22 protein-coding genes are annotated in these 24,829 nt (G+C 54.6%); 10 read left to right on the top strand and 12 right to left on the bottom strand.

Translation table 11 applies throughout. The features are described from left to right. Nucleotides 1-7: 7 nt before the first annotated feature. Nucleotides 8-2,671, bottom strand: coding sequence for a pyruvate dehydrogenase (acetyl-transferring), homodimeric type (gene aceE / locus EXW94_RS22305; protein ID WP_089599170.1), 2,664 nt, complete (start codon nt 2,669-2,671; stop codon nt 8-10). A 123-nt stretch (nt 2,672-2,794) separates the two neighbouring features. Then, nucleotides 2,795-3,559 carry a pyruvate dehydrogenase complex transcriptional repressor PdhR gene (gene pdhR / locus EXW94_RS22310; RefSeq protein WP_006173806.1) on the bottom strand — a complete coding sequence of 255 codons (765 nt, stop codon included), beginning with the start codon at nt 3,557-3,559 and terminating at the stop codon, nt 2,795-2,797. A 537-nt stretch (nt 3,560-4,096) separates the two neighbouring features. Here pdhR and aroP point away from each other — a divergent pair. From aroP to EXW94_RS22325, 3 genes are all read left to right on the top strand, one after another. Beyond that, nucleotides 4,097-5,467, top strand: coding sequence for an aromatic amino acid transporter AroP (gene aroP / locus EXW94_RS22315; protein ID WP_042718224.1), 1,371 nt, complete (start codon nt 4,097-4,099; stop codon nt 5,465-5,467). 165 nt (nt 5,468-5,632) lie between these two features. Next, on the top strand, nt 5,633-7,030 hold the full coding sequence (locus EXW94_RS22320) for a glycoside-pentoside-hexuronide (GPH):cation symporter (RefSeq protein WP_174341043.1): 1,398 nt from the start codon (nt 5,633-5,635) through the stop codon (nt 7,028-7,030). A gap of 10 nt (nt 7,031-7,040) precedes the next feature. After that, on the top strand, nt 7,041-7,991 hold the full coding sequence (locus EXW94_RS22325) for a family 43 glycosylhydrolase (RefSeq protein WP_174341044.1): 951 nt from the start codon (nt 7,041-7,043) through the stop codon (nt 7,989-7,991). Nucleotides 7,992-8,009: 18 nt separating this feature from the next. On the opposite strand, the gene ampE is transcribed toward EXW94_RS22325, so the two are convergent. Together ampE and ampD are read right to left on the bottom strand one after the other, a co-directional pair. Further along, nucleotides 8,010-8,864, bottom strand: coding sequence for a beta-lactamase regulator AmpE (gene ampE / locus EXW94_RS22330; protein WP_042718216.1), 855 nt, complete (start codon nt 8,862-8,864; stop codon nt 8,010-8,012). A 9-nt stretch (nt 8,865-8,873) separates the two neighbouring features. Beyond that, on the bottom strand, nt 8,874-9,425 hold the full coding sequence (gene ampD, locus EXW94_RS22335; protein WP_174341045.1) for a 1,6-anhydro-N-acetylmuramyl-L-alanine amidase AmpD: 552 nt from the start codon (nt 9,423-9,425) through the stop codon (nt 8,874-8,876). 87 nt (nt 9,426-9,512) lie between these two features. Between ampD and nadC the strand changes: the two genes are divergently transcribed. The 4 genes from nadC to hofC all read left to right on the top strand — a co-directional run bounded on the left by nadC (nt 9,513) and on the right by hofC (nt 13,586). Then, nucleotides 9,513-10,406 (top strand): carboxylating nicotinate-nucleotide diphosphorylase, encoded by an 894-nt coding sequence (gene nadC / locus EXW94_RS22340; RefSeq protein WP_010426944.1) that lies wholly within the window; start codon nt 9,513-9,515, stop codon nt 10,404-10,406. 173 nt (nt 10,407-10,579) lie between these two features. Continuing rightward, nucleotides 10,580-11,017, top strand: a complete 438-nt coding sequence (gene ppdD, locus EXW94_RS22345; protein WP_174341046.1) for a prepilin peptidase-dependent pilin — start codon at nt 10,580-10,582, stop codon at nt 11,015-11,017. 12 nt (nt 11,018-11,029) lie between these two features. Beyond that, on the top strand, nt 11,030-12,412 hold the full coding sequence (gene gspE / locus EXW94_RS22350; RefSeq protein WP_126816049.1) for a type II secretion system protein GspE: 1,383 nt from the start codon (nt 11,030-11,032) through the stop codon (nt 12,410-12,412). Next, on the top strand, nt 12,402-13,586 hold the full coding sequence (gene hofC / locus EXW94_RS22355; protein ID WP_174341047.1) for a protein transport protein HofC: 1,185 nt from the start codon (nt 12,402-12,404) through the stop codon (nt 13,584-13,586). Before gspE ends, hofC begins: the two co-directional genes overlap by 11 nt. Before the next feature lie 43 nt (nt 13,587-13,629). On the opposite strand, the gene EXW94_RS22360 is transcribed toward hofC, so the two are convergent. Continuing rightward, nucleotides 13,630-14,673, bottom strand: coding sequence for a GMP reductase (locus EXW94_RS22360; protein WP_174341048.1), 1,044 nt, complete (start codon nt 14,671-14,673; stop codon nt 13,630-13,632). A gap of 228 nt (nt 14,674-14,901) precedes the next feature. Here EXW94_RS22360 and coaE point away from each other — a divergent pair, with 228 nt between their 5' ends. Genes coaE through yacG form a run of 3 tightly spaced genes read left to right on the top strand, consistent with a single transcriptional unit; the run spans nt 14,902 to nt 16,469 of the window. After that, nucleotides 14,902-15,522 carry a dephospho-CoA kinase gene (gene coaE / locus EXW94_RS22365; RefSeq protein ID WP_010426956.1) on the top strand — a complete coding sequence of 207 codons (621 nt, stop codon included), beginning with the start codon at nt 14,902-14,904 and terminating at the stop codon, nt 15,520-15,522. Further along, entirely contained in the window at nt 15,522-16,265 is a 744-nt protein-coding gene (gene zapD, locus EXW94_RS22370) for a cell division protein ZapD (protein ID WP_010426958.1), read from the top strand. The genes coaE and zapD overlap by 1 nt, the downstream gene beginning before the upstream one ends. A gap of 9 nt (nt 16,266-16,274) precedes the next feature. Next, on the top strand, nt 16,275-16,469 hold the full coding sequence (gene yacG, locus EXW94_RS22375; protein WP_010426960.1) for a DNA gyrase inhibitor YacG: 195 nt from the start codon (nt 16,275-16,277) through the stop codon (nt 16,467-16,469). A 34-nt stretch (nt 16,470-16,503) separates the two neighbouring features. Here yacG and mutT read toward each other — a convergent pair whose 3' ends face one another. The 7 genes from mutT to ftsQ form a co-directional block, all read right to left on the bottom strand. Then, the gene (gene mutT / locus EXW94_RS22380; protein WP_010426962.1) at nt 16,504-16,896 is read right to left on the bottom strand and encodes an 8-oxo-dGTP diphosphatase MutT; all 393 of its coding nucleotides are present in this window, start codon (nt 16,894-16,896) and stop codon (nt 16,504-16,506) included. 57 nt (nt 16,897-16,953) lie between these two features. Further along, on the bottom strand, nt 16,954-19,659 hold the full coding sequence (secA, locus tag EXW94_RS22385) for a preprotein translocase subunit SecA (protein ID WP_174341049.1): 2,706 nt from the start codon (nt 19,657-19,659) through the stop codon (nt 16,954-16,956). A 59-nt stretch (nt 19,660-19,718) separates the two neighbouring features. Then, nucleotides 19,719-20,222 carry a secA translation cis-regulator SecM gene (gene secM / locus EXW94_RS22390; protein WP_029484933.1) on the bottom strand — a complete coding sequence of 168 codons (504 nt, stop codon included), beginning with the start codon at nt 20,220-20,222 and terminating at the stop codon, nt 19,719-19,721. A gap of 277 nt (nt 20,223-20,499) precedes the next feature. Continuing rightward, complete coding sequence (lpxC, locus tag EXW94_RS22395) at nt 20,500-21,417, bottom strand: UDP-3-O-acyl-N-acetylglucosamine deacetylase (protein ID WP_010426966.1); 918 nt, start codon at nt 21,415-21,417, stop codon at nt 20,500-20,502. Nucleotides 21,418-21,518: 101 nt separating this feature from the next. After that, on the bottom strand, nt 21,519-22,670 hold the full coding sequence (ftsZ, locus tag EXW94_RS22400; protein WP_008501978.1) for a cell division protein FtsZ: 1,152 nt from the start codon (nt 22,668-22,670) through the stop codon (nt 21,519-21,521). 63 nt (nt 22,671-22,733) lie between these two features. After that, complete coding sequence (ftsA, locus tag EXW94_RS22405; RefSeq protein WP_010426970.1) at nt 22,734-23,990, bottom strand: cell division protein FtsA; 1,257 nt, start codon at nt 23,988-23,990, stop codon at nt 22,734-22,736. Further along, nucleotides 23,987-24,829 (bottom strand): cell division protein FtsQ, encoded by an 843-nt coding sequence (gene ftsQ / locus EXW94_RS22410; protein ID WP_010426973.1) that lies wholly within the window; start codon nt 24,827-24,829, stop codon nt 23,987-23,989. Before ftsQ ends, ftsA begins: the two co-directional genes overlap by 4 nt.

Consider the following 24,829-nt stretch of genomic DNA (forward strand, 5'->3'; position numbering starts at 1 on the left):
TTACCTCTTACGCCAGACGCGGGTTAACTTTTTCTGCATCGATGTTGAATTTGGTGATTGCGTCCGCAACCACTTTCTTATCGATTTCGCCACGTTTAGCCAGTTCGCCCAGTGCTGCTACAACCACGTAAGAAGCATCAACTTCGAAGTGGTGACGCAGGTTTTCGCGGCTGTCAGAACGACCGAAGCCGTCAGTACCCAGAACGCGATAATCATCAGCAGGAACGTAAGTACGAACCTGCTCTGCGAACAGTTTCATATAGTCAGTAGACGCCACCGCTGGTGCATCGTTCATCACCTGAGCGATGTACGGAACGCGTGGGGTTTCCATTGGGTGCAGCATGTTCCAGCGCTCACAATCCTGGCCATCACGCGCCAGCTCAGTGAAGGAGGTCACAGAGTACACGTCGGAGCCCACACCGTAGTCTTTCGCCAGGATCTGTGCTGCTTCACGTACGTGACGCAGGATAGAACCGGAGCCCAACAGCTGAACTTTACCTTTGCTACCTTCGAGGGTTTCGAGTTTGTAGATACCTTTACGGATACCTTCCTCGGCACCTGCTGGCATTGCCGGCATGTGGTAGTTTTCGTTCAGGGTGGTGATGTAGTAGTAAATGTTCTCTTGCGCTTCACCGTACATGCGGGTCAGACCGTCATGCATGATGACTGCCACTTCGTACGCGTATGACGGGTCGTAAGAGATACAGTTAGGGATAGTCAGAGACTGAATGTGGCTGTGGCCATCTTCGTGCTGCAGACCTTCACCGTTCAGAGTCGTACGACCGGAGGTACCGCCTACCAGGAAGCCGCGAGCCTGCTGGTCGCCTGCCTGCCAGCACAGGTCACCGATACGCTGGAACCCGAACATGGAGTAGTAGATGTAGAACGGGATCATCGGCAGGTTGTTGGTGCTGTAAGAGGTCGCAGCAGCCAGCCAGGATGCGCCTGCGCCCAGCTCGTTGATACCTTCCTGCAGGATCTGACCTTTCTCGTCTTCTTTGTAGTATGCAACCTGCTCACGGTCCTGCGGGGTGTACTGCTGGCCGTTCGGGCTGTAGATACCGATCTGACGGAACAGACCTTCCATACCGAAAGTACGCGCTTCGTCGGCGATGATTGGAACCAGACGATCTTTGATCGACTTGTTCTTCAGCATCACGTTCAGGGCACGAACGAAAGCGATGGTGGTAGAGATCTCTTTGTTCTGCTCTTCCAGCAGCTGAGAGAAGTCTTCCAGCGCTGGCAGTTCCAGCTTCTCGGTGAAGTTAGGCTGGCGAGCTGGCAGGTAGCCTTTCAGCGCCTGACGACGTTCATGCAGGTACTTGTGCTCTTCAGAACCTTCCGGGAAGGTGATGTAAGACAGGTTTTCTACCTGCTCATCGGTCACTGGAACGTTGAAACGGTCGCGGATATAACGCACGCCGTCCATGTTCATTTTCTTAACCTGGTGAGCGATGTTTTTACCTTCTGCGGTATCACCCATGCCGTAACCTTTGATGGTATGGGCCAGGATTACAGTCGCTTTACCTTTGGTTTCCTGCGCTTTTTTCAGTGCAGCGTAGACTTTCTTCGGATCGTGACCACCGCGGTTCAGGGCCCAGATCTGCTCATCAGTCCAGTCTGCAACCAGTGCTGCGGTTTCAGGGTATTTGCCGAAGAAGTGCTCACGAACGTAGGCACCGTCTTTGGATTTGAAGGTCTGGTAGTCACCGTCAACGGTTTCGTTCATCAGCTGGATCAGTTTACCGCTGGTGTCTTTACGCAGCAGCTCATCCCAACGACCGCCCCACATGACTTTGATCACGTTCCAGCCAGCACCTGCGAAGATGCCTTCCAGTTCGTTGATGATCTTGCCGTTACCGGTTACCGGACCATCCAGACGCTGCAGGTTACAGTTGATGATGAAGCACAGGTTGTCCAGCTTCTCACGGGTCGCGATGGTGATCGCACCTTTAGATTCTGGCTCATCCATTTCGCCGTCGCCCAGGAAGGCGTAAACGGTCTGCTCGGAGGTGTCTTTCAGACCACGGTGTTCCAGGTATTTCAGGAATTTAGCCTGGTAGATCGCACCGATTGGGCCCAGACCCATAGATACGGTCGGGAACTGCCAGAATTCAGGCATCAGTTTAGGGTGCGGGTAAGAAGACAGACCTTTACCGTGAACTTCCTGACGGAAGTTGTTCATCTGCTCTTCAGTCAGACGACCTTCCAGGAATGCACGTGCATAGATGCCCGGAGAGATGTGGCCCTGGAAGTACACCAGATCGCCGCCGTCTTTCTCGTTCGCTGCACGGAAGAAGTGGTTGAAGCACACTTCGTAAACGGTCGCGGAAGACTGGAAGGACGCCATGTGGCCACCCAGTTCCAGGTCTTTCTTGGATGCGCGCAGAACGGTCATGATGGCGTTCCAGCGGATTGCAGAACGGATACGACGTTCCAGATCCAGATTGCCCGGGTATTCCGGTTCGTCTTCGACGGCAATCGTGTTTACGTAGTTGCTAGCCCCTGCACCTGAAGCAACCTTCACACCGCCTTTGCGGGCTTCAGAAAGCAGCTGATCAATCAGATACTGAGCGCGCTCAACACCTTCTTCACGGATGACCGATTCGATCGCCTGTAGCCAGTCGCGAGTTTCGATCGGATCCACGTCATTTTGGAGACGTTCTGACATGGGGGTATTCCTTATCTATCTAATACGTTGATTTGTCTGGAACCTGTCCCATTGTGCTCTTGGGCAAGAACACAATAAGACAGGTTCTGCGTTTAGTTGCCGCGCTCTAAAAGTACCTGGCGCTTAATCCTTTCGTTGCTGTATGCGGCGTAATGAACGTTCGCGACGCGATTGTTCACGGCTGCGGTCCAGCAAGATTTCCTCAATGAAAGCCAGATGGCGGTGCGACGCTTCACGCGCCTGCTCCGGTTCCCCGGCCATTATCGCCTCGAATACTCGGGTGCGATGGTTGCTTACCAGTGGGAGCATCTCCCGACGGGCATACAACAATTCAAAATTCTGACGAACGTTCTGGGCCAGCATCGGCTCCATGCAGCGTAGCAGATGGAGGAGCACCACGTTGTGGGCCGCTTCGGTGACGGCGATTTGATACTGGACAACGGCGCTGGACTCGGCGTCTAAATCGCCGGACTGCTGTGCCCGTTCAATGGCCTGATGCAGTTCGCGGATACGCACGCGATCTTCATCAGTGCTGCGAAGGGCGGCGTAATAGGCCGCAATACCTTCAAGCGCGTGACGGGTCTCAAGCAGATCAAACTGGGATTCTGGGTGGTCAGAGAGAAGTTCTACCAGCGGATCGCTGAAGCTCTGCCACAGGCTGTTTTGCACAAAGGTTCCGCCGCCCTGGCGACGAAGCAGCAAGCCCTTTGCTTCGAGACGTTGAATCGCCTCACGCAGAGAGGGACGTGAAACGTCGAACTGTTTTGCCAGCTCGCGTTCTGGCGGAAGTTTCTCACCCGGGCGCAGAGTCCCTTCGAGGATTAAAAACTCCAGCTGCTGCTCAATCACATCAGATAGTTTTGGTTGGCGAATTTTGCTGTAGGCCATATTCCCTGTCTTACGCCTTTTTGCCCGGAGTCAATTGGTCTTACCAATTTCAAGTTCGTATCGCTAAAGTAACAAAGTATTCACCTTCTGTCCATATTGGTTTTGATTGAAATCAGTAAACCCTGCACATTTTAACAACCTTACAGAAATAACGTTTCAGAAATGTAACTTTGCACAAATGAGTTGATTACTCCCAAAGAGGCAGTTTTAACCTTAATGAAACGAGGGTTTTTGCAATCTGAAGCGATTCAACAAGGCAAATAACGAAAATTCGCCCACTTCTGGCGCATTTCTATTCTATAGGTTGGGTTAGGAAGACTGAGCGGACCGATTTACAAATGCTTTCTTTTTATTCAAGTCGTCATCAGCCCTTCATAAAGCAGGTGCATTCACAGGCGCTTACCACTATTCTTGCGCTTACGGAAGTCATCTCCGCTTTTTTCGGTCTCGTTAACCGTAAAGAAATAAATACAGAATATGGACTTTCATAATTACACACGCACAGCGTGAACATAACAACCACACACGAGGTTTCAAATGGAAGCTCAACAGCACGGCGATCAGCTAAAGCGCGGGCTTAAGAACCGCCACATACAGCTCATTGCACTGGGTGGTGCTATCGGTACTGGCCTGTTTCTCGGCAGCGCGTCCGTTATCCAGTCAGCCGGTCCGGGCATTATTTTGGGGTATGCAATCGCAGGCTTTATTGCCTTTCTGATTATGCGTCAGTTGGGTGAGATGGTCGTTGAAGAGCCGGTTGCAGGCTCGTTCAGCCACTTTGCCTACAAATACTGGGGCAGCTTTGCCGGTTTCGCCTCTGGCTGGAACTACTGGGTGCTGTACGTCCTGGTTGCCATGGCTGAGCTTACCGCCGTCGGGAAATACATTCAGTTCTGGTATCCGGAGATCCCAACCTGGGCCTCCGCAGCGGCTTTCTTCGTCATTATTAACGCCATTAACCTGACCAACGTAAAAGTGTTCGGTGAAATGGAGTTTTGGTTTGCGATTATTAAGGTGATTGCCGTAGTGGCGATGATCATCTTCGGCGGCTGGCTGCTGTTCAGCGGCAATGGCGGCCCGCAGGCGACAGTGCGCAACCTCTGGGAACAGGGTGGCTTCCTGCCTCACGGCATGACCGGCCTGGTAATGATGATGGCTATCATTATGTTCTCCTTCGGCGGCCTTGAGCTGGTGGGCATCACCGCCGCGGAAGCCGACAACCCGGAGCAGAGCATTCCAAAAGCCACCAACCAGGTTATCTACCGCATCCTGATCTTCTATGTGGGCTCGCTGGCCGTGCTGCTTTCCCTGCTGCCGTGGACCCGCGTAACCGCTGACACCAGCCCGTTTGTGCTGATCTTCCACGAGCTGGGCGATACCTTTGTGGCAAACGCACTCAACGTGGTTGTTCTGACCGCGGCGCTGTCTGTTTATAACAGCTGCGTCTACTGCAACAGCCGCATGCTGTTCGGTCTGGCTCAGCAGGGCAACGCCCCGAAAGCGCTGCTCAACGTTGATAAGCGCGGCGTGCCGGTGAACACCATTATTGTGTCTGCAGTTGTCACGGCGCTGTGCGTGCTGATCAACTACCTGGCGCCGGAGTCAGCCTTCGGCCTGCTGATGGCGCTGGTGGTCTCTGCTCTGGTGATTAACTGGGCGATGATCAGCCTGGCGCACATCAAGTTCCGCCGCGCCAAGCAGCAGCAAGGCGTCACCACGCGCTTCCCTGCCCTGCTTTACCCGCTGGGTAACTGGGTGTGCCTGGTGTTTATGGCGGCCGTGCTGGTGATCATGCTGATCACCCCGGGGATGGCGATTTCCGTTTACCTGATCCCGGTCTGGATTGCGATCCTCGGCGTGGGCTACCTGGTGAAACAGAAGAACCAGAAAGCCGTGAAAGCGCACTAAGCCTCTCTGCGCTGTACCCGTTTTTTGCGGGTACAGCGTGTTGTTACCTTCCTCACAAATTCAGGCCTTCAGCCGTTTCATCCATATCACCGCCTTTATCCTGCAACGCATATATTCATGAGCCAGCGAATAATTCTCTCCATACCGTAAACCGGAGAGCTGTCGATGGATAACAACAAACTGTCAGTAAAAGAAAAGATCGGCTATGGGATGGGCGACGCGGGATGCAACATCATCTTCGGCGCCATCATGTTGTTTGTTAACTATTTTTATACGGATATTTTTGGCCTGGCGCCTGCGCTGGTCGGCGTACTGCTGCTGTCCGTCCGCGTGATTGACGCCGTAACGGACCCGATCATGGGGGCGATTGCCGACCGTACCCGCAGTAAATATGGCCGATTTCGTCCATGGCTGCTGTGGATCGCCTTCCCCTACGCGCTGTTCAGCATCCTGATGTTCACCACGCCAGACTGGAGCTATAACAGCAAAGTTATCTATGCGTTTGTCACCTACTTCCTGCTCTCTTTGACCTACACGGCAATCAATATTCCTTACTGCTCGCTGGGTGGCGTGATCACCAACGACCCGAAAGAGCGCGTCGCCTGCCAGTCGTATCGTTTTGTGATGGTCGGTATCGCCACGCTGCTGCTCTCATTAACGCTGCTGCCGATGGCCGACTGGTTTGGCGGGGATGACAAAGCCAAGGGCTACCAGATGGCAATGACCGTCCTGGCCCTGATTGGGACCTGTATGTTCCTGTTCAGCTTCTCTACCGTGCGCGAGCGCGTGCGCCCGGCTGTGCAAACCAACGATGAGCTGAAAAACGATCTGAAAGACGTGTGGAAGAACGACCAGTGGGTACGCATTCTTCTCCTGACCCTGTGCAACGTCTGCCCGGGCTTTATCCGCATGGCGGCCACCATGTATTACGTCACCTGGGTGATGGGCCAGAGCACCCACTTCGCCACGCTGTTTATTAGCCTTGGCGTCGTGGGCATGATGCTCGGCAGCGTGCTGGCTAAAGTGCTGACCGACCGCTGGTGTAAGCTGAAGGTCTTCTTCTGGACCAACATCGTGCTGGCGATTTTCTCCTGCGCCTTCTACTTCTTTGACCCGAAAGCCACCGTCACCATCGTGGTGCTCTACTTCCTGCTGAACATCCTGCACCAGATCCCGTCACCGCTGCACTGGTCGCTGATGGCCGACGTGGACGACTACGGCGAGTGGAAGACCGGGAAACGCATTACCGGGATCAGCTTCTCCGGCAACATCTTCTTCCTGAAGCTGGGGCTGGCGATTGCCGGAGCGATGGTCGGCTTCCTGCTCTCCTGGTACGGTTATGACGCGGGCGCAAAAGCGCAGAGCGCGGACGCCATTAACGGGATCGTGCTGCTCTTTACCGTCATTCCCGGCATTGGATACTTAATTACCGCGGGCGTAGTACGCCTGCTGAAGGTAGACCGTGAAACGATGAAACGCATTCAGGAAGACCTGGAAAAACGTCGCACCAATTACCGTGAACTGAGCGACTATCAGGAACTGAAAGCCGCAGAGACAAAATAAGGAGAGCCAAATGCATCAGTGGCCAAACCCGTTTATCGAACAACGTGCCGACCCGTACATTTTACGCCATGAGGGGCAGTACTATTTTATCGCCTCCGTGCCGCAGTACGACAGGCTGGCGATCCGCCGCGCAGCGTCGCTGGAAGGCTTACGTAAAGCTGAAGAAGTTGTGGTCTGGCGCAAACCCGAGACCGGGCCGATGAGCCAGTTGATCTGGGCGCCGGAACTGCACCACATTGACGGCAAGTGGTACATCTACTTTGCCGCGACGCACACCCAGGCGCTCGACGAACTTGGGATGTTTCAGCACCGCATGTTTGCGCTGGAGTGTGCCGACGGCGATCCGCTCACCGGTACGTGGACGGAAAAAGGTCAGATAAAAACACAGTTCGACACCTTCGCGCTGGATGCCACCACCTTTGTTCATCAGGGAAAACGCTGGTATCTGTGGGCGCAAAAAGCGCCGGACATCCCCGGGAACTCCAATCTTTATCTGTGCGAAATGGAAAACCCCTGGACGCTGAAAGGCGAGCCGGTGATGCTCAGCAAGCCGGAGTATGACTGGGAGTGTCGCGGGTTTTGGGTCAACGAAGGTCCGGCGGTGCTGGTTCACGACGATAAGCTGTTTATCAGCTATTCCGCCAGCGCCACCGACGAGAACTACTGCATGGGGCTACTGTGGATAGACCTGAATGCCGATCCGAAAAACCCGGTAAACTGGCAAAAATCCTCGCGCCCGGTGTTCGTCACCAGTTACGAAAACCGCCAGTACGGTCCGGGACACAACAGCTTTACGCTAACGCCGGAAGGGGAAGATGTGCTGGTGTATCACGCGCGTAATTACACCGAAATTGAGGGCGACCCGCTGTACGATCCGAACCGCCATACTCGCCTGAAGCTTGTCCGCTGGGACGAAAACGGGATGCCTGATTTCGGCATCCCGCCCGCGGATACGCTTTAGTCTTTGCGGCGCGCTGGCTTACACCAGCGTGCCGTAGATAGTCAGCAACGCCACGACCACAACCACCACGAACGACGTTTTCTTCGCCATGGAGACAGCGGCTTTCGGCGTTTCAATCTTGTCGGTGTGCGGCTCACGCGCCAGCGAGAACTGTGCCAGACGCGTTAACACCTGGTACTGCGACGTATGGCGGTCGGCAAGCGAGGCGAACCATGCAGGCAGCGCTTTTTCACCGTGACCAATTAACGCGTACACCACGCCCACCAGACGAACCGGGAGCCAGTCGAGCACGTGCAGGATGGCATCAATGCCTGACAGCAAGCGTTCATGCGGCGTCAGGTAACGGGCCAGCCAGGTCTGCCAGGCGCGCAGGAATGCATACCCCATCAGCAGTACCGGCCCCCACGGACCGCCCACCACGAACCAGAACAGCGGTGCCAGATAGTAGCGGAAGTTAATCCACAGAAGCGCGTTTTGCAGCTCGCGCAGAAACTCGCGCTCGTCGCAGTCCGGCGGCACGCCGTGGATCATCGTCAGCTCGCTCGCCATGGCTCCGCGCGCATGGGCATCGTCACGGGAGGCGGCTTTAAGATAAGCGTGATAGTGCATACGCACTTTGCCCGCACCAATGCACAGCACCCCAAGCAGGATCCACACCACCAGCAGCGGCACGTTGAAAAACAGCCCGTACAGCGAGCGCAGGAGCAGGAAGGTAATAAGCATGACGCCCGCCATCATCAACAGCGTACGCAGCATGGAAAAATGTTTGATCCGGCGGAAAATCACCTCCAGCCGGTGATCCAGATGCCAGTGCTCGCCAAGTTTAAACAGGCGTTCAGCAATCATTACCAGCAGCATGGTAAACAACGTCATGGTATCTCCTTATTCTGACGACGCGGCGAGCATGGTGCGAAACCGGGACCAGTCAAAAGCCGGACCGGGATCGGTTTTTCTCACCGGGGCGATATCACTGTGTCCGGTAATATTTTCAGCGATTGCCGGATAGAGCCCGATAAGCGTTCGGGTCACGGCCGCTAACTGTTGATACTGTGAATCGGTGTAGGACGTGGTATCCGTGCCTTCCAGTTCGATCCCAATGGAGAAATCATTGCACCGTTCGCGCCCGTGATACAACGACACCCCAGCATGCCAGGCGCGCTTATCAAAAGGAACATATTGAACCACTTCTCCGTCGCGACGGATCAGACAATGTGCCGATACGCGCAGATGAGCAATTTCAGCAAAAAAGGGATGAGCATCGGGATCAATCGTTCCCGTGAATAACGCATCGATCCACGGACCGCCAAACTCACCCGGCGGGAGACTAATATTATGAACCACCAGCAGTGTGGGCTTTTCATCCTCCGGGCGGCAATCGTGGTGCGGCGAGGGCACGTGCCGCGCATCCACCAGCCATCCGTCTTCTAACAACATGCTGGAACTCCTTCTGTATGGTGCAATGACTCGGTTCAGAGTAGCATGTTTCAATATTATGATTCGTTACCAATTTGGAGTTTTATCATGCCGCCTCGCCGCTACAACCCCGACCACCGACGTGAAGCCCTTCTGGAACGTATTAACATGGATATCCCGGCAAGCGTTGCCCATGCGCTGAAAGAAGACCTGGGCGGTGACGTCAGCGCCGACAACGATATTACCGCACAGTTGTTGCCAAAAGAGACACGCTCCCACGCGGTCATCATCACGCGTGAAGACGGCGTTTTTTGCGGCAAGCGTTGGGTTGAAGAGGTCTTTACCCAGCTGGCAGGCGATGATGTGCAGGTAACCTGGCACGTGGAGGACGGCGACACCGTCACGGCGAACCAGCCGCTATTTGAGCTCGATGGCCCGTCCCGCGTGCTGCTCACCGGCGAACGCACCGCGCTGAACTTCGTCCAGACCTTGTCCGGGGTAGCAAGCGAAGTACGTCGCTACGTTGACCTGCTGGCCGGTACCCGCACGCAGCTGCTGGATACCCGCAAAACCCTGCCGGGCCTGCGTACCGCGCTGAAATACGCGGTGCTCTGCGGCGGCGGCGCAAACCATCGTCTGGGGTTGTCAGATGCCTTCCTGATTAAAGAGAACCACATTATTGCCTCTGGCTCCGTGCGCCAGGCGGTGGAAAAAGCCTTCTGGCTCCACCCGGACGTGCCGGTTGAAGTGGAAGTGGAAAATCTGGAAGAGCTTGAGCAGGCGATTAAGGCCGGGGCTGACATCATCATGCTGGATAACTTTGAAACCGAGCAGATGCGTGAGGCGGTAAAACTGACGAACGGACAAGCGCAGCTTGAGGTATCCGGCAACGTGACGTTCGATACCCTCCGTGAATTCGCGGAAACCGGCGTTGATTTTATCTCCGTAGGTGCCCTCACCAAGCATGTGCGGGCTCTCGATCTCTCCATGCGCTTTAAGTAATCCCGTTATCCCCCTTCACGCGAAGGGGGAAATACAGCCTTCATCGCAAATCTTTTGCCCTTCCCTGTAACGCTACGTTAAATCCCTGAAAGCCCCTTCACGTTTCCTTTTTTGCCCCTCGTTTCTGCTCCCTCTCACTGCCAGAGTAGCGGCACTTAACCTAAGGAGCAGACATGAACAGACAAAAAGGATTCACGCTCATTGAGCTAATGGTGGTGATTGGCATAATTGCCATCCTGAGCGCCATCGGCATACCCGCGTACCAGAACTACCTGCGAAAAGCCGCACTCACCGATATGCTGCAAACGTTTGTCCCTTATCGCACTGCTATCGAGCTCTGCGCGCTGGACCACGGTGGCGTGGAGCGTTGTGATGCGGGAACGAACGGCATCCCCTCTCCGACGACGACACGTTATGTTTCAGGGATGAGCGTGGCTAAAGGCGTCGTGTCGTTAACGGGGCAGGAGAGCCTGAACGGGCTGGAGGTTCTCATGACGCCGCTCTGGAGCGACGGCAATGGCATGACGGGCTGGACGCGTGACTGCAAGATCGACTCTGACAGCGCACTCAAGCAGGCCTGTGAAGACGTTTTCCGCTTCGACACGCACTAACGGGAGCGGATGATGAATACCGAGCAACTCGTCGCACTCTGCCTGCGTCATCACGCCGTGCTACTGACCAGCGATACCGACACGATCAGCATTGCCGTAGCGGGAAATCCCGGCAATGAACTGATGGAAGCATTGCGTTTCGCGACGCAAAAACGGATTGATATCGAATGCTGGAGCGTTGAACGCATGGAAAAGCACCGGCAGATGGCGTCACAATCTCATCTCCCCATCGTATCAGCACCGCACTCCGCGGTAGATATCCTCAACCACACGCTGCAGCAGGCGATAAGCCAACGCGCATCCGACATTCATATTGAACAGATGGAGCACGCCTGCCAGATCCGTTTACGCATCGACGGCGTGCTTTGCCCGCAGCCGCCGCTTTCCGCGGCGCTGGCGACCATGCTCATCGCGCGCTTAAAGGTGTTGGGCAATCTGGATATTGCGGAGCGCCGTTTGCCTCAGGATGGTCAGTTTACGGTTGAGGTAGCCAACGAGCCGGTCTCCTTCCGTATCTCTACGCTCCCCTGTAGCGGTGGTGAGAAAATTGTGCTGCGCCTGCTGCATCAGGTTCAACAGGCGCTGGAACCCGCTAAGCTGGGAATGAATGCCGAACAGCTGGCCTGCTTTAACGAGGCCCTTCATCGCCCGCAAGGCTTGATCCTGGTGACGGGCCCCACCGGCAGCGGGAAAACCGTATCGCTTTACAGCGCGTTACAGGCGCGTAACACTCAGGACGTCAACATCTGCAGCGTGGAAGATCCGATTGAGATACCGCTTGCCGGGTTGAACCAGACGCAGATTAATCCCCGAGCAGGATTAACCTTCCAGAGTGTGCTGCGGGCGCTGCTTCGTCAGGATCCCGACATCATCATGGTGGGCGAAATCCGTGACGGCGACACCGCAGAGATCGCCATCAAGGCCGCGCAAACCGGGCATCTGGTGCTGTCTACGCTCCATACCAATTCAACAGCGGAGACGCTTATTCGTCTTCAACAAATGGGAGTCGCCCGGTGGATGCTCTCCTCAGCGCTTTCGCTGGTGATTGCCCAGCGGCTGGTTCGCCGCCTGTGTCCCCACTGTCGCCATGAAGCCAGCGGCCGTGAAGAATTACCTCGCGCCCTTTGGCCCAGGCCGCTTCCGCGCTGGCAACCTACAGGCTGCGATCGCTGTTATCACGGTTTTTATGGCCGCGTGGCGATTTTTGAAGTGCTATCCATCGACAGCACGCTTCGGCAGGCGATTGCCAGCGGAGCAACCATAGAGGTGATAGAGGGCAGCGCCCGTCAGGCGGGAATGACATCGTTGTTTGAGCATGGCTGTATGGCTGTAGAAGAAGGGCTCACCACGATCGAAGAGGTCGTCCGCGTCATGGGAATGCCCGATGGCTGTTAATCAACTCTGGCGATGGCGGGCGCTTACTGCGGAGGGTGAAATCCGCACGGGCACGCTTTGGGCTATCAGTCGAGAAGCCGCTTGCAGCAGCTTAGAACAACGGCATCTTCATCCGCTGGCGCTCAATCGGTCATTGCAGCGTCCTCGATGGCAGCGTCATCACTGCTACGATATCTTTCGCCAGCTCGCGACGCTGCTGCAGGCTGGCCTGACGTTGTCCCACAGCCTGCAAATGCTGGCGGAACAGCATCCGTTAAAGCATTGGCAGGCTCTGCTTCACAGCCTTGCTGACGATCTCAGTGGAGGCTGTTCCTTTTCTGCGTCAATGAATAAATGGCCGGAAGTGTTTAGCCCGCTTTATGTCTCCATGGTAAAGACAGGCGAGCTAACGGGGAAGCTGGAGGAGTGCTGTCGCCAGCTCGCACAGCAACAAAAAGCCCAGGAGCAGCTCGGTGCAAAAGTCAAAAAGGCGCTGCGCTATCCCACGATCATTCTGACCCTTGCAGCGCTGGTGGTGCTGGCGATGGTGACGCTGGTGCTGCCCGAGTTCGCCGCGATCTATAAAACGTTTAATACTCCCCTGCCCTGGCTCACGCAGGCTGTCATGGGGTTAGCCGCCGCTATTCAGGGGCACATTGTCACGCTTTTTGCCCTGCTTCTTATTTTGGCTGTTGCCGCCTGTAAGCTACGACGGCATCCGCGCTGGCAGCGCATGCTGCTGCATCTGCCCGTAATGGGCGTACTGGCGCGTGGGCAAAAATTGGGGCAGATATTTACCGTACTGTCATTAACCCAGCGAGCCGGGATCGCCTTTTTGCAGGGGCTGGAAAGTGTGGAAGAGACGGTTGAAAGCGGGTACTGGCAAACCAAAATGCGGGAGGTACGCGAACATATCGAGCAAGGAATGCCCGTGTGGTCAGCCTTTCAGCAGGCATCTGTCTTTACACCGCTGTGCATACAGCTGATTCGAACCGGTGAAATCGCGGGTGCGCTTGATGTGATGCTGGCGAACCTTGCCCGCCACCATACGGAACAGACATTTCAACAAGCAGACAATCTGGCTGCGCTTCTGGAGCCACTGTTGTTGATTGTGACAGGGTTGATTATCGGCACGCTGGTGGTCGCAATGTATCTGCCGATATTCCATCTGGGGGATGCCATGAGTGCGGGATAGTACAGAAGAGTGCTGGCGCACGGACATGCGCCAGCCAGCGGTATTACAGGCTATTGAAAACGCGGTTTTCCTGTTCCTGAACGCGAATAAACGTTGTGCGTTTCGTCAACTCTTTCAGGCGGGATGCTCCCACGTAGGTGCAGGCCGAGCGCAGGCCGCCGAGGATATCGCGCGCGGTATATTCAACCGGACCGCGCAATGGCAGCTTCACGGTTTTACCTTCCGCCGCACGGTATTTTGCCACGCCACCGACGTGACGGGTCATCGCGGATTCAGAGCTCATACCGTAGAACAGCATGAATTTCTCGCCATCTTCTTCAACGACGGTACCACCACTCTCTTCGTGGCCTGCCAGCATACCGCCGAGCATCACGAAATCCGCACCGCCGCCAAAGGCTTTCGCAACATCACCCGGCATGGTGCAACCACCATCGCTGATGATCTGACCGCCCAGGCCGTGCGCGGCGTCAGCGCATTCAATCACGGCAGACAGCTGCGGATAACCGACACCGGTTTTCACGCGCGTAGTACATACGGAACCCGGACCAATGCCTACTTTTACAATATCTGCACCTGAGAGGATCAGTTCTTCACACATTTCACCGGTCACCACGTTGCCCGCAATGATGGTCTTAGTCGGCCAGGCTTCACGCGCTTTGCTGACAAACTGGACGAAGTGTTCGGAATAACCATTCGCCACATCAATGCACACAAAGTTAAGCGCCGGGTTAGCGTTCAGGATCTGTTTGGTTTTTTCGAAATCCGCGTCTGAGGTGCCAGTAGAGACCATCACATACTTCACCACATCCGCGGATGCAGAGGCGACAAACGCATTCCACTCTTCGGTACTGTAGTGTTTGTGAACCGCGGTAAGAATATCGAACTGTGCCAGGGCCGTTGCCATCTCAAAGGTACCGACCGTATCCATATTGGCAGCGATAATCGGCACGCCAGACCAGGTCTGACCGGAATGTTTAAAGGTGAATTGACGTTCGAGTTCAACGTCTGAGCGACTTTTCAGTGTAGAGCGTTTAGGGCGGATAAGAACGTCTTTAAAACCTAACTTCAGATCTTCTTCGATACGCATGTGCGGATTCCTGGGGTTAGAGGCAAATATGTTAAAAGCACAACTCCAGTGACGTTATCATACGCACTAATACCTGCTCCGCAAGACTGCGAAATTCTCTTTTTTTACGCTACAATCCTATAAATTTACCTGGTAAAAAGCAGGTAACGAGAGCTAAACACTCGCGGTAGAAAGTTTGAATTTCAACCAATTGATTTTAATAATGAATAATTCCCAGGATTCGATTTAATGGGGTATATCGTCGCATTAACTGGCGGCATCGGTAGTGGAAAAAGTACCGTTGCGGACGCGTTTTCTCGTCTGGGTATCACGATTATTGATGCCGATATCATTGCCCGTCAGGTGGTAGAGCCAAATACACCCGCACTCAAGGCCATCAAGGCACACTTTGGCCCCGTCATCCTCAATGCGGATGGCACGCTCAATCGCCGCCAGCTTCGTGAATGCATTTTTTCTGATTCTGCAGAAAAAGCCTGGCTTAATGCCCTGCTGCATCCCATTATCCACCAGGAAACCCAGCGTCAGATTGCCGCAGCACGTTCGCCTTATGTGCTCTGGGTCGTTCCACTGTTGGTAGAAAATCAGCTGCAACATAAAGCCGATCGGGTATTGGTGATAGATGTCTCCCCCGAAACGCAAATCCTACGAACCGTGGCGCGGGATCGGGTCTCACGTGAACATGCTGAACACATTCTTGCCGCACAGGCCACGCGCGCTCAGCGCCTTGCCGTTGCGGATGATGTTATTGATAATAACGGCGCACCAGATGCCATTGCATCGGATGTTGCCCGTCTGCACGCGCAGTATCTGACGTTCGCCGCGCAGGCCGTTGCACAGGAAAAACCATAATGTCGACCCACATCCTTTTTGAGCACCCGCTTAACGAAAAAATGCGTACCTGGCTGCGCATCGAATTTCTCATTCAACAGCTTTCGCATCATCTGCCTGTTAACGATCATGCCACCGCCCTGCATTTCTTCCGCAACGTTGGCGATCTGCTGGATGTGATTGAACGCGGCGATGTCCGCACAGAATTGCTCAAAGAGCTGGAGCGCCAGCAGCGTAAATTACAGGCATGGACAGAAGTGCCAGGCGTAGACCAGAGCCGTATCGACGCGCTCCGCCAGCAGTTGAAAAGCAGCAGCGCCATTTTGATGGCCGCGCCGCGCGTCGGGCAGTTTTTGCGTGAGGATCGCCTGATCGCTCTGGTGCGCCAGCGTCTCAGCATCCCTGGCGGTTGCTGCAGCTTCGACCTGCCGACCCTGCACATGTGGCTTCATATGCCGCAGGCACAGCGTGACGCGCAGGTGAACAGCTGGCTGGCAAGCCTGGAGCCAATGAATCAAACGCTCTCGTTGATCCTCGATCTTATCCGTAACTCAGCCCCGTTCCGCAAGCAAACCAGCCTGAACGGTTTCTACCAGGATAACGGGGATGATGCCGATCTGTTACGCCTGAATTTATCGCTGGGTGAGCAGCTTTACCCGCAAATTTCGGGGCATAAGAGTCGTTTTGCGATTCGCTTTATGCCGCTGGACAGTGAAAATGGCACCGTGCCGGAACGCCTCGATTTTGAACTGGCCTGTTGTTAAGGAGTGCCGATGTCTGACGTAACCACCGTAAACTGCCCGACCTGTGGCAAAACCGTTGTCTGGGGCGAAGTGAGCCCTTTTCGCCCATTCTGCTGCAAGCGCTGCCAGCTCATTGACCTGGGCGAATGGGCCGCGGAAGAGAAACGCATTCCAAGCGAAGGCGATCTCTCTGACAGTGATGACTGGAGCGAAGAGCAGCGATAGCCTTTAATGCCTGCTGGCGCTTCGCTTAGCAGGCCTACAGGTTGCCCGTCAGGCGGGATATGACGGGCGCATTTGCCGGAGGAAATTTGTCGGCATCACTTGCCTTTAGCTCAACCCAGTTACCCGGCTGTCCCTCTTTCCCCCAGGGCTCACCTTCCCAGCTTTCCACCAGCCAGAACCACAGCGTGATGTGCCTGTCCGGGAACTGGTATTCAAGCTTATCAAACAGCGTTGCGCCAAACGGGGTGATCCCCACCTCTTCCTGAAGCTCCCGAACCAGCGCCTGTTCCGGCGTTTCACCCGACTCGATTTTTCCGCCAGGAAACTCCCACTTGTTCGCCATATGGGCGTCGGCAGCGCGCTGGGTGATGAAAATTTGGTTTTGCGGGTTGCGAATAATCCCGACGGCAATTTGCAGTGTTTTCATATTGTGACTTCCATAAAAAAGGCGCAGTAATCTGCGCCTTTTCGGGTTGTTAACGTCTTAGCTCAGACGGCCGTGGCACGCTTTGTACTTTTTACCGGAACCACATGGGCACGGATCGTTACGGCCCACTTTACGATCGCCAGTCTGCGCTGCGATCGCCGCTGCGGCTTCGCTTTCGTCAGTCTGGTGACTCAGCTGTTGCATCTGTGCCAGACGCTCAGCTTCTTCACGACGCTGCTGCTCCATCGCTTCTACTTCTTCCGGCATACGCACCTGAACTTTGCTCAGGGTGCTGATAACTTCGTACTTCAGCGATTCCAGCATAGCGGCAAACATGGAGAAGGATTCACGCTTGTACTCCTGCTTCGGATCTTTCTGCGCATAGCCGCGCAGATGGATACCCTGGCGCAGGTAGTCCATCGCCGCCAGGTGCTCTTTCCACAGGGAGTCGAGCGTCTGCAGCATCACGCCTTTTTCGAAGTGACGCATCATCTCTTCGCCAACGACTTCTTCCTTACGCTTGTAGACTTCCAGCGCAGTTTCGAAGATACGTTCACGCAGCGTCTCTTCGTGCAGCTCAGGCTCTTTGTCCAGCCACTCTTTGATTGGCAGTTCAAGGTCGAAATCATTTTTCAGACGTTCCTGCAGACCTTCGATATCCCACATTTCCTCCAGAGACTGCGGAGGAATATGCGCATCGATCGTCGCTTTGAACACGTCTTCACGGATACTGTTGATGGTTTCACTCACGTCGGACACGTCCAGCAGTTCGTTACGCTGGGTATAGATGGCACGACGCTGATCGTTGGCAACATCATCATATTCCAGCAGCTGCTTACGAATATCGAAGTTACGGCTTTCCACTTTACGCTGCGCGTTAGCAATCGCTTTGGTGACCCATGGGTGCTCAATCGCTTCGCCAGGCTTCATGCCCAGTTTACGCATCATGCCGGACACGCGGTCGGAGGCAAAAATACGCATCAGCGCATCTTCCATAGACAGGTAGAAGCGAGAAGAACCGGCATCACCCTGACGGCCCGCACGGCCACGCAGCTGGTTATCGATACGACGAGATTCGTGACGCTCGGTACCAATGATGTGCAGACCACCCGATGCCAGCACGGCATCGTGACGCACCTGCCAGTCGGCTTTGATCTGCGCAATTTGTTCAGGTGTTGGGTTTTCCAGCTCCGCCACTTCGGCCTGCCAGCTACCGCCCAGCATAATATCGGTACCACGACCCGCCATGTTGGTCGCGATGGTCACGGCCGCCGGATAACCCGCCTGCGCAACGATATCTGCTTCTTTGGCGTGGAATTTGGCGTTCAGTACGTTGTGTTTGATGCCCGCTTTGGTCAGCTCGTTGGAAACCACTTCGGATTTCTCGATGGAGATGGTCCCCACCAGCACCGGCTGGCCCGCCGCGGTACGATCGCGAATATCTTCGATGATCGCCTGAATTTTTTCCGCTTCGGTCATGTACACCAGATCCGGCATATCCTTACGGATCATCGGACGGTTGGTAGGAACAACCACGGTATCCAGCTTGTAGATAGAGCTGAATTCAAACGCTTCGGTATCTGCAGTACCGGTCATCCCTGCCAGCTTCTCGTACAGACGGAAGTAGTTCTGGAAGGTAATAGACGCCAGCGTCTGGTTTTCGTTTTGAATATCAACGCCTTCTTTCGCTTCAACCGCCTGGTGCAGACCGTCAGACCAGCGACGCCCTTGCATAGTACGGCCGGTATGTTCATCAACGATGATCACTTCACCGTCTTTAACGATGTAATCAACATCGCGAGTGAACAGCGCGTGCGCGCGCAGTGCGGCCGTCACGTGGTGCATCAACATGATGTTAGTTGGAGAGTAAAGAGACTCACCCTCTTCCATAATGCCCTGTGCCACCAGCAGTTCTTCAATCTGAACCAGACCACGTTCGGTCAGGTTAACCTGGCGCGCTTTTTCATCAACAGAGAAGTGACCTTCACCCTGGAAGGTATCGGAGTCTTCTTTCTCCTGACGCAGCAGGTGCGGAATGATTTTGTCGACTTTACGGTACATTTCAGAGCTGTCTTCGGCCGGGCCGGAGATGATCAGCGGGGTACGCGCTTCATCGATCAGGATGGAATCCACCTCATCCACCAGCGCATAGTGCAGCTTGCGCTGTACGCGCTCTTCAGGGCTGAACGCCATGTTGTCGCGCAGGTAGTCGAAGCCGTATTCGTTGTTGGTGCCGTAGGTGATGTCTGCGTTATACGCTTCACGCTTGGCTGGTGCAGGCAGACCGGACATGTTGATGCCCACGGTCAAGCCTAAGAATTCAAACAGCGGACGGTTGTTTTCGGCGTCACGCTGTGCCAGATAGTCGTTGACGGTGACGACGTGAACGCCTTTACCGGTCAGTGCGTTCAGGTAAGCGGGCAGCGTCGCGGTCAGGGTTTTACCTTCACCGGTACGCATTTCCGCGATGCAGCGCTCGTTGAGCACCATACCACCCAGCAGCTGCACGTCGAAGTGACGCATACCGAAAACGCGTTTACTCGCTTCACGCACGACAGCGAACGCTTCCGGGATCAGGCTTTCCAGGGTTTCGCCTTTTTCCAGACGCGCGCGGAACTCCGCCGTTTTCGCCTTCAGCTCGTCATCTGACAGCTTTTCCATCGCCGGTTCCATACCGTTGATGACGGCAACAGCTTTACGCATACGGCGCAGGGTACGATCGTTACGACTACCAAAAACTTTGGTTAATAATTTGATTAACATAATAAATTCTCAAACGCCCCAGATGGGCAGATAAATTAAGGTATTGAAATAAGGTTAATTTAGCTGAGGCGTTGCGGTCCGGCACGGATGCCGTGAACCTGGCTTATCCATGTCGAGACAGAAAATGTGGCAGGCGGAATGAATGCGAATTGCGCCGTCTGACGAACCATGACCGGCGGCTGGCTGTCCTGCGTGAGCAGCGCGTTGAGCGTGTCCAGCAGAGCAAGGTGCTGAGCCTGAACCGGCAGCGTCTCTTCAGCAACAGGCATGGTCTGCGGTGCCATCGCGAAGGACAGATGACGGATAACCGTGCGGATGGCGTGTTGATGCCAATAATCAACCGAGAAGTTTGGGCGGCGATTCGCTTCAAGCAGTGCGAGGTTGGTAAAATTAACCCGCGTGGTGAGATCGTGCTTGGTGGTGGAGGTTTTTGTCGGTGTTGCCGCTTCAGCACTGTTGCTGAGCGCAGGCAAGCCGAGGCTCGCCGCGACCATCCCCAATAAGAGATGCGGCCAGAAGTAACGTCTGCCAAATTGTCGCCAGCGCGTCAGTATTCCGCTCACCTGCTCCACCCAATAAGCCAGCCTTGCAGAGGCTGAGTTCAGTTATTCTTTTTAGCGCCCAGATATTACCACTAAAGCCAATGCGCAGCAGCAGGAATGACGTAATGCAGCAGGGAAAAACGGTCAAGAATGCAGCTAACGCACAGATTTTCTACGCCAGACGGGCGTGAGGATAAACCGGGGAAAACAAAGAAGTGTAAAAATAAAAACGACTGGCCTTCCTGGTCGGAGAGAGTACCAGGTTAACCAGTCGATTTTTTACGAACGGTATAGACCGTTACGCCAGAACCATGTTTGGTGCTTTGAAGGCCAGCGGCAGTTCAGCTTCGTCTTCAAAGGTCACATATTCCCAGGCTTCCTGTTTTGCCAGGACGGCCTGCAACAATTTGTTGTTCAGCGCATGACCGGATTTAAACGCGGTAAATGCACCAATGATGTTGTGACCACACATAAACAGGTCGCCGATCGCATCCAGCATTTTGTGACGAACGAATTCATCTTCAAAACGCAGGCCGTCTTCGTTCAGTACGCGATAATCGTCAACAACGATGGCACAATCGAAGCTACCGCCCAGGCACAGGCCGCGGGACTGCAGATATTCGATATCACGCATAAAGCCGAACGTACGAGCACGGCTGATCTGACGCATAAACGCATCAGCAGAGAAGTTCATCGCATAGCGCTGGGTGCTGGAGTCAATCGCCGGATGGTTAAAGTCGATGGTAAAGTCCAACGAGAAACCATTGTACGGTTTGAATTCAGCCCACTTGTCGCCATCTTCGACACGAACGGTCTCTTTGATGCGAACAAATTTCTTCGCGCAGTTCAGTTCTTCGATGCCGGCATCCAGCAACAGATAGACGAACGGTGCAGCACTACCATCCATGATCGGGATTTCTGGTGCATCGACTTCAACAATAATGTTGTCGATACCCAGACCCGCCAGGGCGGCGTTCAGGTGCTCTACGGTAGAAATCCGCACGTCATGCTCGTTCACCAGGCAAGTACAGAGCATTGTATCACGCACAGATTTGGCATCGGCCGGAAAATCTACCGGTGGATTCAAGTCGGTGCGACGATAGATGACCCCGGTATTGGCCGGCGCAGGGCGCAGCGTCAGAGTGACCTTCTTGCCGGTATGTAAACCGACACCAGTCGCCTGAACGATACGTTTAAGTGTCCTTTGTTTGATCATCGTATAATCTCGCCAAATTAACTATCCAACCGAGAGTGTATATCACTAACGGTGGGCCAGTTTAGCACAAAGAGCGAAAATCCCCAAATTCCAGCCAATTCCTAGTCAGCTTGCTTACGCAGGAACGCCGGGATATCCAGATAATCTGGCTCTTTTGCCGTTTGTGGAGTCGGGTCGTTTACCACTTTCGCGGCCGGTTTCTGCTCCTGAGTCAGTGGAGACATACCGTGCTGCTGGTAACGATCCATCACCGGCTGCTGAGTCTGTTTGTTGGTGACCAGCGTGATCTCAGGACGCTTGTCCATACCGATACCGGTGGCAACAACAGTGACGCGCAGTTCGTCGTTCATTTCCGGGTCAAGGGAAGTACCGATTACCACGGTAGCGTTGTCAGAGGCGAACGCACGGATGGTGTTACCCACGGTTTCGAACTCATCCAGACGCAGGTCAAAGCCAGCGGTAATGTTGACGAGCACGCCGCGCGCACCAGACAGATCGATATCTTCCAGCAGTGGAGAAGAGATTGCCATTTCAGCCGCTTCTTCTGCACGGTCTTCACCGCTCGCCACGCCAGATCCCATCATCGCGTAGCCCATTTCGGACATCACGGTACGAACGTCTGCAAAGTCAACGTTCATCAGACCAGGGCGGGTAATCAGTTCAGCGATACCCTGAACCGCGCCTTTCAGCACGTCGTTTGCTGCGCCAAAGGCGTCCAGCAGGGAAATACCGCGACCCAGAACTTTCAGCAGTTTGTCGTTCGGGATAGTAATCAGAGAGTCCACATGTTTGGACAGCTCGGTGATACCCTGCTCCGCGAAGGCCATACGCTTCTTGCCTTCGAAGTTGAAAGGCTTGGTCACGACAGCAACGGTCAGGATACCTAAATCTTTTGCCACTTCAGCCACGACAGGTGCTGCACCGGTACCGGTACCGCCGCCCATGCCCGCTGCGATGAAGACCATATCCGCACCTTCCAGTGCAGCACGCAGGGCTTCACGATCTTCTTCAGCCGCGTTGCGACCGACTTCCGGGTTAGCCCCAGCGCCCAGCCCTTTGGTGATGCCACCGCCGATCTGGATAGTCTGGCCAACTGCCGTCTTACGCAGTGCCTGCGCATCGGTGTTAACTGCAAAGAATTCAACACCTTCAATGCGTTCACGCACCATATGCTCTACGGCGTTACCGCCGCCGCCACCGACGCCGATGACTTTAATCACCGCGTCGTTGGTCAGTTCCATAGGTTCAAACATAATTTCTCTCTCCGTTGTGCCTGTCGCCCGAGACCGCTAATTCTCTCCGGTCTCTTAAAAAAATTAAAACTCTTTTCGCAACCAGGTGTTAAGTCGTTTGACCCACGACCCCACCGAGACGCGTTTTTCCACTTCTGCCTCACCACTCAAATGGGATTCTTTCCCGTAGTGCAGCAGGCCCACGGCCGTTGAATAATACGGCTCCTGAGCGTAATCCGTTAAACCGGTGATATTCAGCGGCGCACCAATACGCACCTGCGTATGGAACACGCGCTGAGCGCAGGCCGCAAGACCTTCAATTTGCGCTGCCCCGCCGGTTAATACAATCCCCGCCGCAAGATGATGCTTAACACCCTGCTGACGAAGCTGTTCCTGTAACTGCAAAATCTCTTCGTTGACCAGGTTGAGCAGCTCGGTATAGCGCGGCTCAATTACCTCTGCCAGCGTCTGGCGCTGCAGGCTGCGCGGTGGACGACCACCTACGCTCGGCACTTCAACGCTCTCATCTTTGCCCACGATAGAACCCAGTGCGCAACCGTGGCGGACTTTAATTGCCTCTGCATCGCTCGGTGGCGTACCAAAGGCGTAGGCAATATCGCTGGTCACAACGTTCCCTGCGTAAGGGATCACTTTGGTGTGGCGCAACGCGCCGCCGGTATAGACAGCCATGTCCATTGTACCACCACCAATATCGACCACACAGACGCCCAGTTCACGTTCATCTTCGGTCAGCACGGAATAACTTGCGGCCAGACCGGCGAAAATAAGTTGGTCAACTTTCAGTCCACAACGTTCAACGGCTTTAACGATGTTCTTCGCCATATCGTTGTGACATGTGATCAGGTGCACTTTTGCCTGCATACGTACGCCGGAAAGACCCACCGGGTTCTTAATCCCTTCCTGGTAGTCGATCGCATATTCCTGCGGGATCACGTGCAGTACGCGATGCTCATCGCGCACGCGCACGGACTTCGCCGTATGCACAACATTCTCTACATCTTCCTGCGTCACTTCTTCTTCTGAAATCGGCACCATACCGATTTCGTTCTGGCAGCTGATGTGCTTGCCAGAAAGGGCCAGATAGACAGAAGAAATCTGGCAATCTGCCATTAATTCAGCCTGATCGATGGCGCGCTGAACGCATTTCACCACCGACTCAAGGTCGTTTACCCCACCTTTATCCATACCACGGGATGGGCAACTCCCCACGCCAATGATATTGACCATACCGTCGGGCAGAACTTCCCCTACTAAAGCGGCAACCTTCGCGGTGCCAATCTCCAGTCCAACTACCAGTTTTCTGTCCGTCGCCTTGATCATTGTTGTTCTGCCTGTACCTGTGCCTGATTCTGTTGCTGATTAGGTTCCTCGACCGGAGCCGGCTCCCAACCGACTGCTGCGCCTGAGTCATAGCGCAAATCAACGTAGCTTATCCGTTTGCCGTCCGTCTGCGCCTGCTGCTGTAAAACCGGGTAAAGTTCTACAAATCGCGCCAGACGTTTCATTGTGTCGCCGCGGCCAAGGTTGAGCTTGATCCCGTTCGTTAACGTCAGTTGCCAGGAGCGGCGCGCCGTCATTGCGGCATCTTTTAACGTAAAGCGATCCTTAGCCAGCACCTGCCCCATCTCGCGGAAACCTTGTAACACTTCGTTTTCGCTGCCTTCAGGGCCATACAACATCGGTAAATTTTGCTTGTTGACACGATCGCTTGGGACGCTGAAGGAATTTCCGTCTACGTCTACCATGTGCTGATCATTCCAACGCGCAATGGGCACATATTCAACCAGATGAATCTTCAATTCATCAGGCCATTGCTTTCTTACACTCGCCTGTTTTATCCACGGCAGACGTTCAATCTGGCTCTGGATAATATTGACGTCCTGGGTCATAAAGGTGCCAGGTGAGCCCAGGGCCAGAATAGACTGGCGAATATCATCGTTACGCGTGTAGTGACGCTCGCCGGTCACCACCAGCTTAGAGAGCGGTAAACGCTGCGCATCTTCCATCCAGCCCAGCACCATCCAGCCGCTGATAAACACGGTGCACAGCACCCCGAGCAGGAAGATAATTCCTGCAAGACGCGTTCCATTACTCCGGCGTGAAGACGTATATTCTTCCTCTTCATCGCGGTTGCGCGTGTTCAATGCAGCCTGAGACAT

The sequence above is a fragment of the Enterobacter sp. JMULE2 genome (assembly GCF_013337145.1).
Taxonomy (GTDB): Bacteria; Pseudomonadota; Gammaproteobacteria; order Enterobacterales; family Enterobacteriaceae; genus Enterobacter; species Enterobacter mori.

Excerpts from the sequence above, each read along its gene's own strand:
- mutT (WP_010426962.1), bottom strand. The coding sequence starts at position 16,896 with ATGAAAACACTGCAAATTGCCGTCGGGATTATTCGCAACCCGCAAAAC.
- hofC (WP_174341047.1), top strand. The coding sequence starts at position 12,402 with ATGGCTGTTAATCAACTCTGGCGATGGCGGGCGCTTACTGCGGAGGGT.
- zapD (WP_010426958.1), top strand. The coding sequence starts at position 15,522 with ATGTCGACCCACATCCTTTTTGAGCACCCGCTTAACGAAAAAATGCGT.
- ampD (WP_174341045.1), bottom strand. The coding sequence starts at position 9,425 with ATGTTGTTAGAAGACGGATGGCTGGTGGATGCGCGGCACGTGCCCTCG.
- EXW94_RS22320 (WP_174341043.1), top strand. The coding sequence starts at position 5,633 with ATGGATAACAACAAACTGTCAGTAAAAGAAAAGATCGGCTATGGGATG.
- ampE (WP_042718216.1), bottom strand. The coding sequence starts at position 8,864 with ATGACGTTGTTTACCATGCTGCTGGTAATGATTGCTGAACGCCTGTTT.
- ftsQ (WP_010426973.1), bottom strand. The coding sequence starts at position 24,829 with ATGTCTCAGGCTGCATTGAACACGCGCAACCGCGATGAAGAGGAAGAA.
- EXW94_RS22360 (WP_174341048.1), bottom strand. The coding sequence starts at position 14,673 with ATGCGTATCGAAGAAGATCTGAAGTTAGGTTTTAAAGACGTTCTTATC.
- aceE (WP_089599170.1), bottom strand. The coding sequence starts at position 2,671 with ATGTCAGAACGTCTCCAAAATGACGTGGATCCGATCGAAACTCGCGAC.
- nadC (WP_010426944.1), top strand. The coding sequence starts at position 9,513 with ATGCCGCCTCGCCGCTACAACCCCGACCACCGACGTGAAGCCCTTCTG.
- pdhR (WP_006173806.1), bottom strand. The coding sequence starts at position 3,559 with ATGGCCTACAGCAAAATTCGCCAACCAAAACTATCTGATGTGATTGAG.
- ppdD (WP_174341046.1), top strand. The coding sequence starts at position 10,580 with ATGAACAGACAAAAAGGATTCACGCTCATTGAGCTAATGGTGGTGATT.
- gspE (WP_126816049.1), top strand. The coding sequence starts at position 11,030 with ATGAATACCGAGCAACTCGTCGCACTCTGCCTGCGTCATCACGCCGTG.
- lpxC (WP_010426966.1), bottom strand. The coding sequence starts at position 21,417 with ATGATCAAACAAAGGACACTTAAACGTATCGTTCAGGCGACTGGTGTC.
- secA (WP_174341049.1), bottom strand. The coding sequence starts at position 19,659 with ATGTTAATCAAATTATTAACCAAAGTTTTTGGTAGTCGTAACGATCGT.
- ftsZ (WP_008501978.1), bottom strand. The coding sequence starts at position 22,670 with ATGTTTGAACCTATGGAACTGACCAACGACGCGGTGATTAAAGTCATC.
- ftsA (WP_010426970.1), bottom strand. The coding sequence starts at position 23,990 with ATGATCAAGGCGACGGACAGAAAACTGGTAGTTGGACTGGAGATTGGC.
- coaE (WP_010426956.1), top strand. The coding sequence starts at position 14,902 with ATGGGGTATATCGTCGCATTAACTGGCGGCATCGGTAGTGGAAAAAGT.
- yacG (WP_010426960.1), top strand. The coding sequence starts at position 16,275 with ATGTCTGACGTAACCACCGTAAACTGCCCGACCTGTGGCAAAACCGTT.
- EXW94_RS22325 (WP_174341044.1), top strand. The coding sequence starts at position 7,041 with ATGCATCAGTGGCCAAACCCGTTTATCGAACAACGTGCCGACCCGTAC.
- aroP (WP_042718224.1), top strand. The coding sequence starts at position 4,097 with ATGGAAGCTCAACAGCACGGCGATCAGCTAAAGCGCGGGCTTAAGAAC.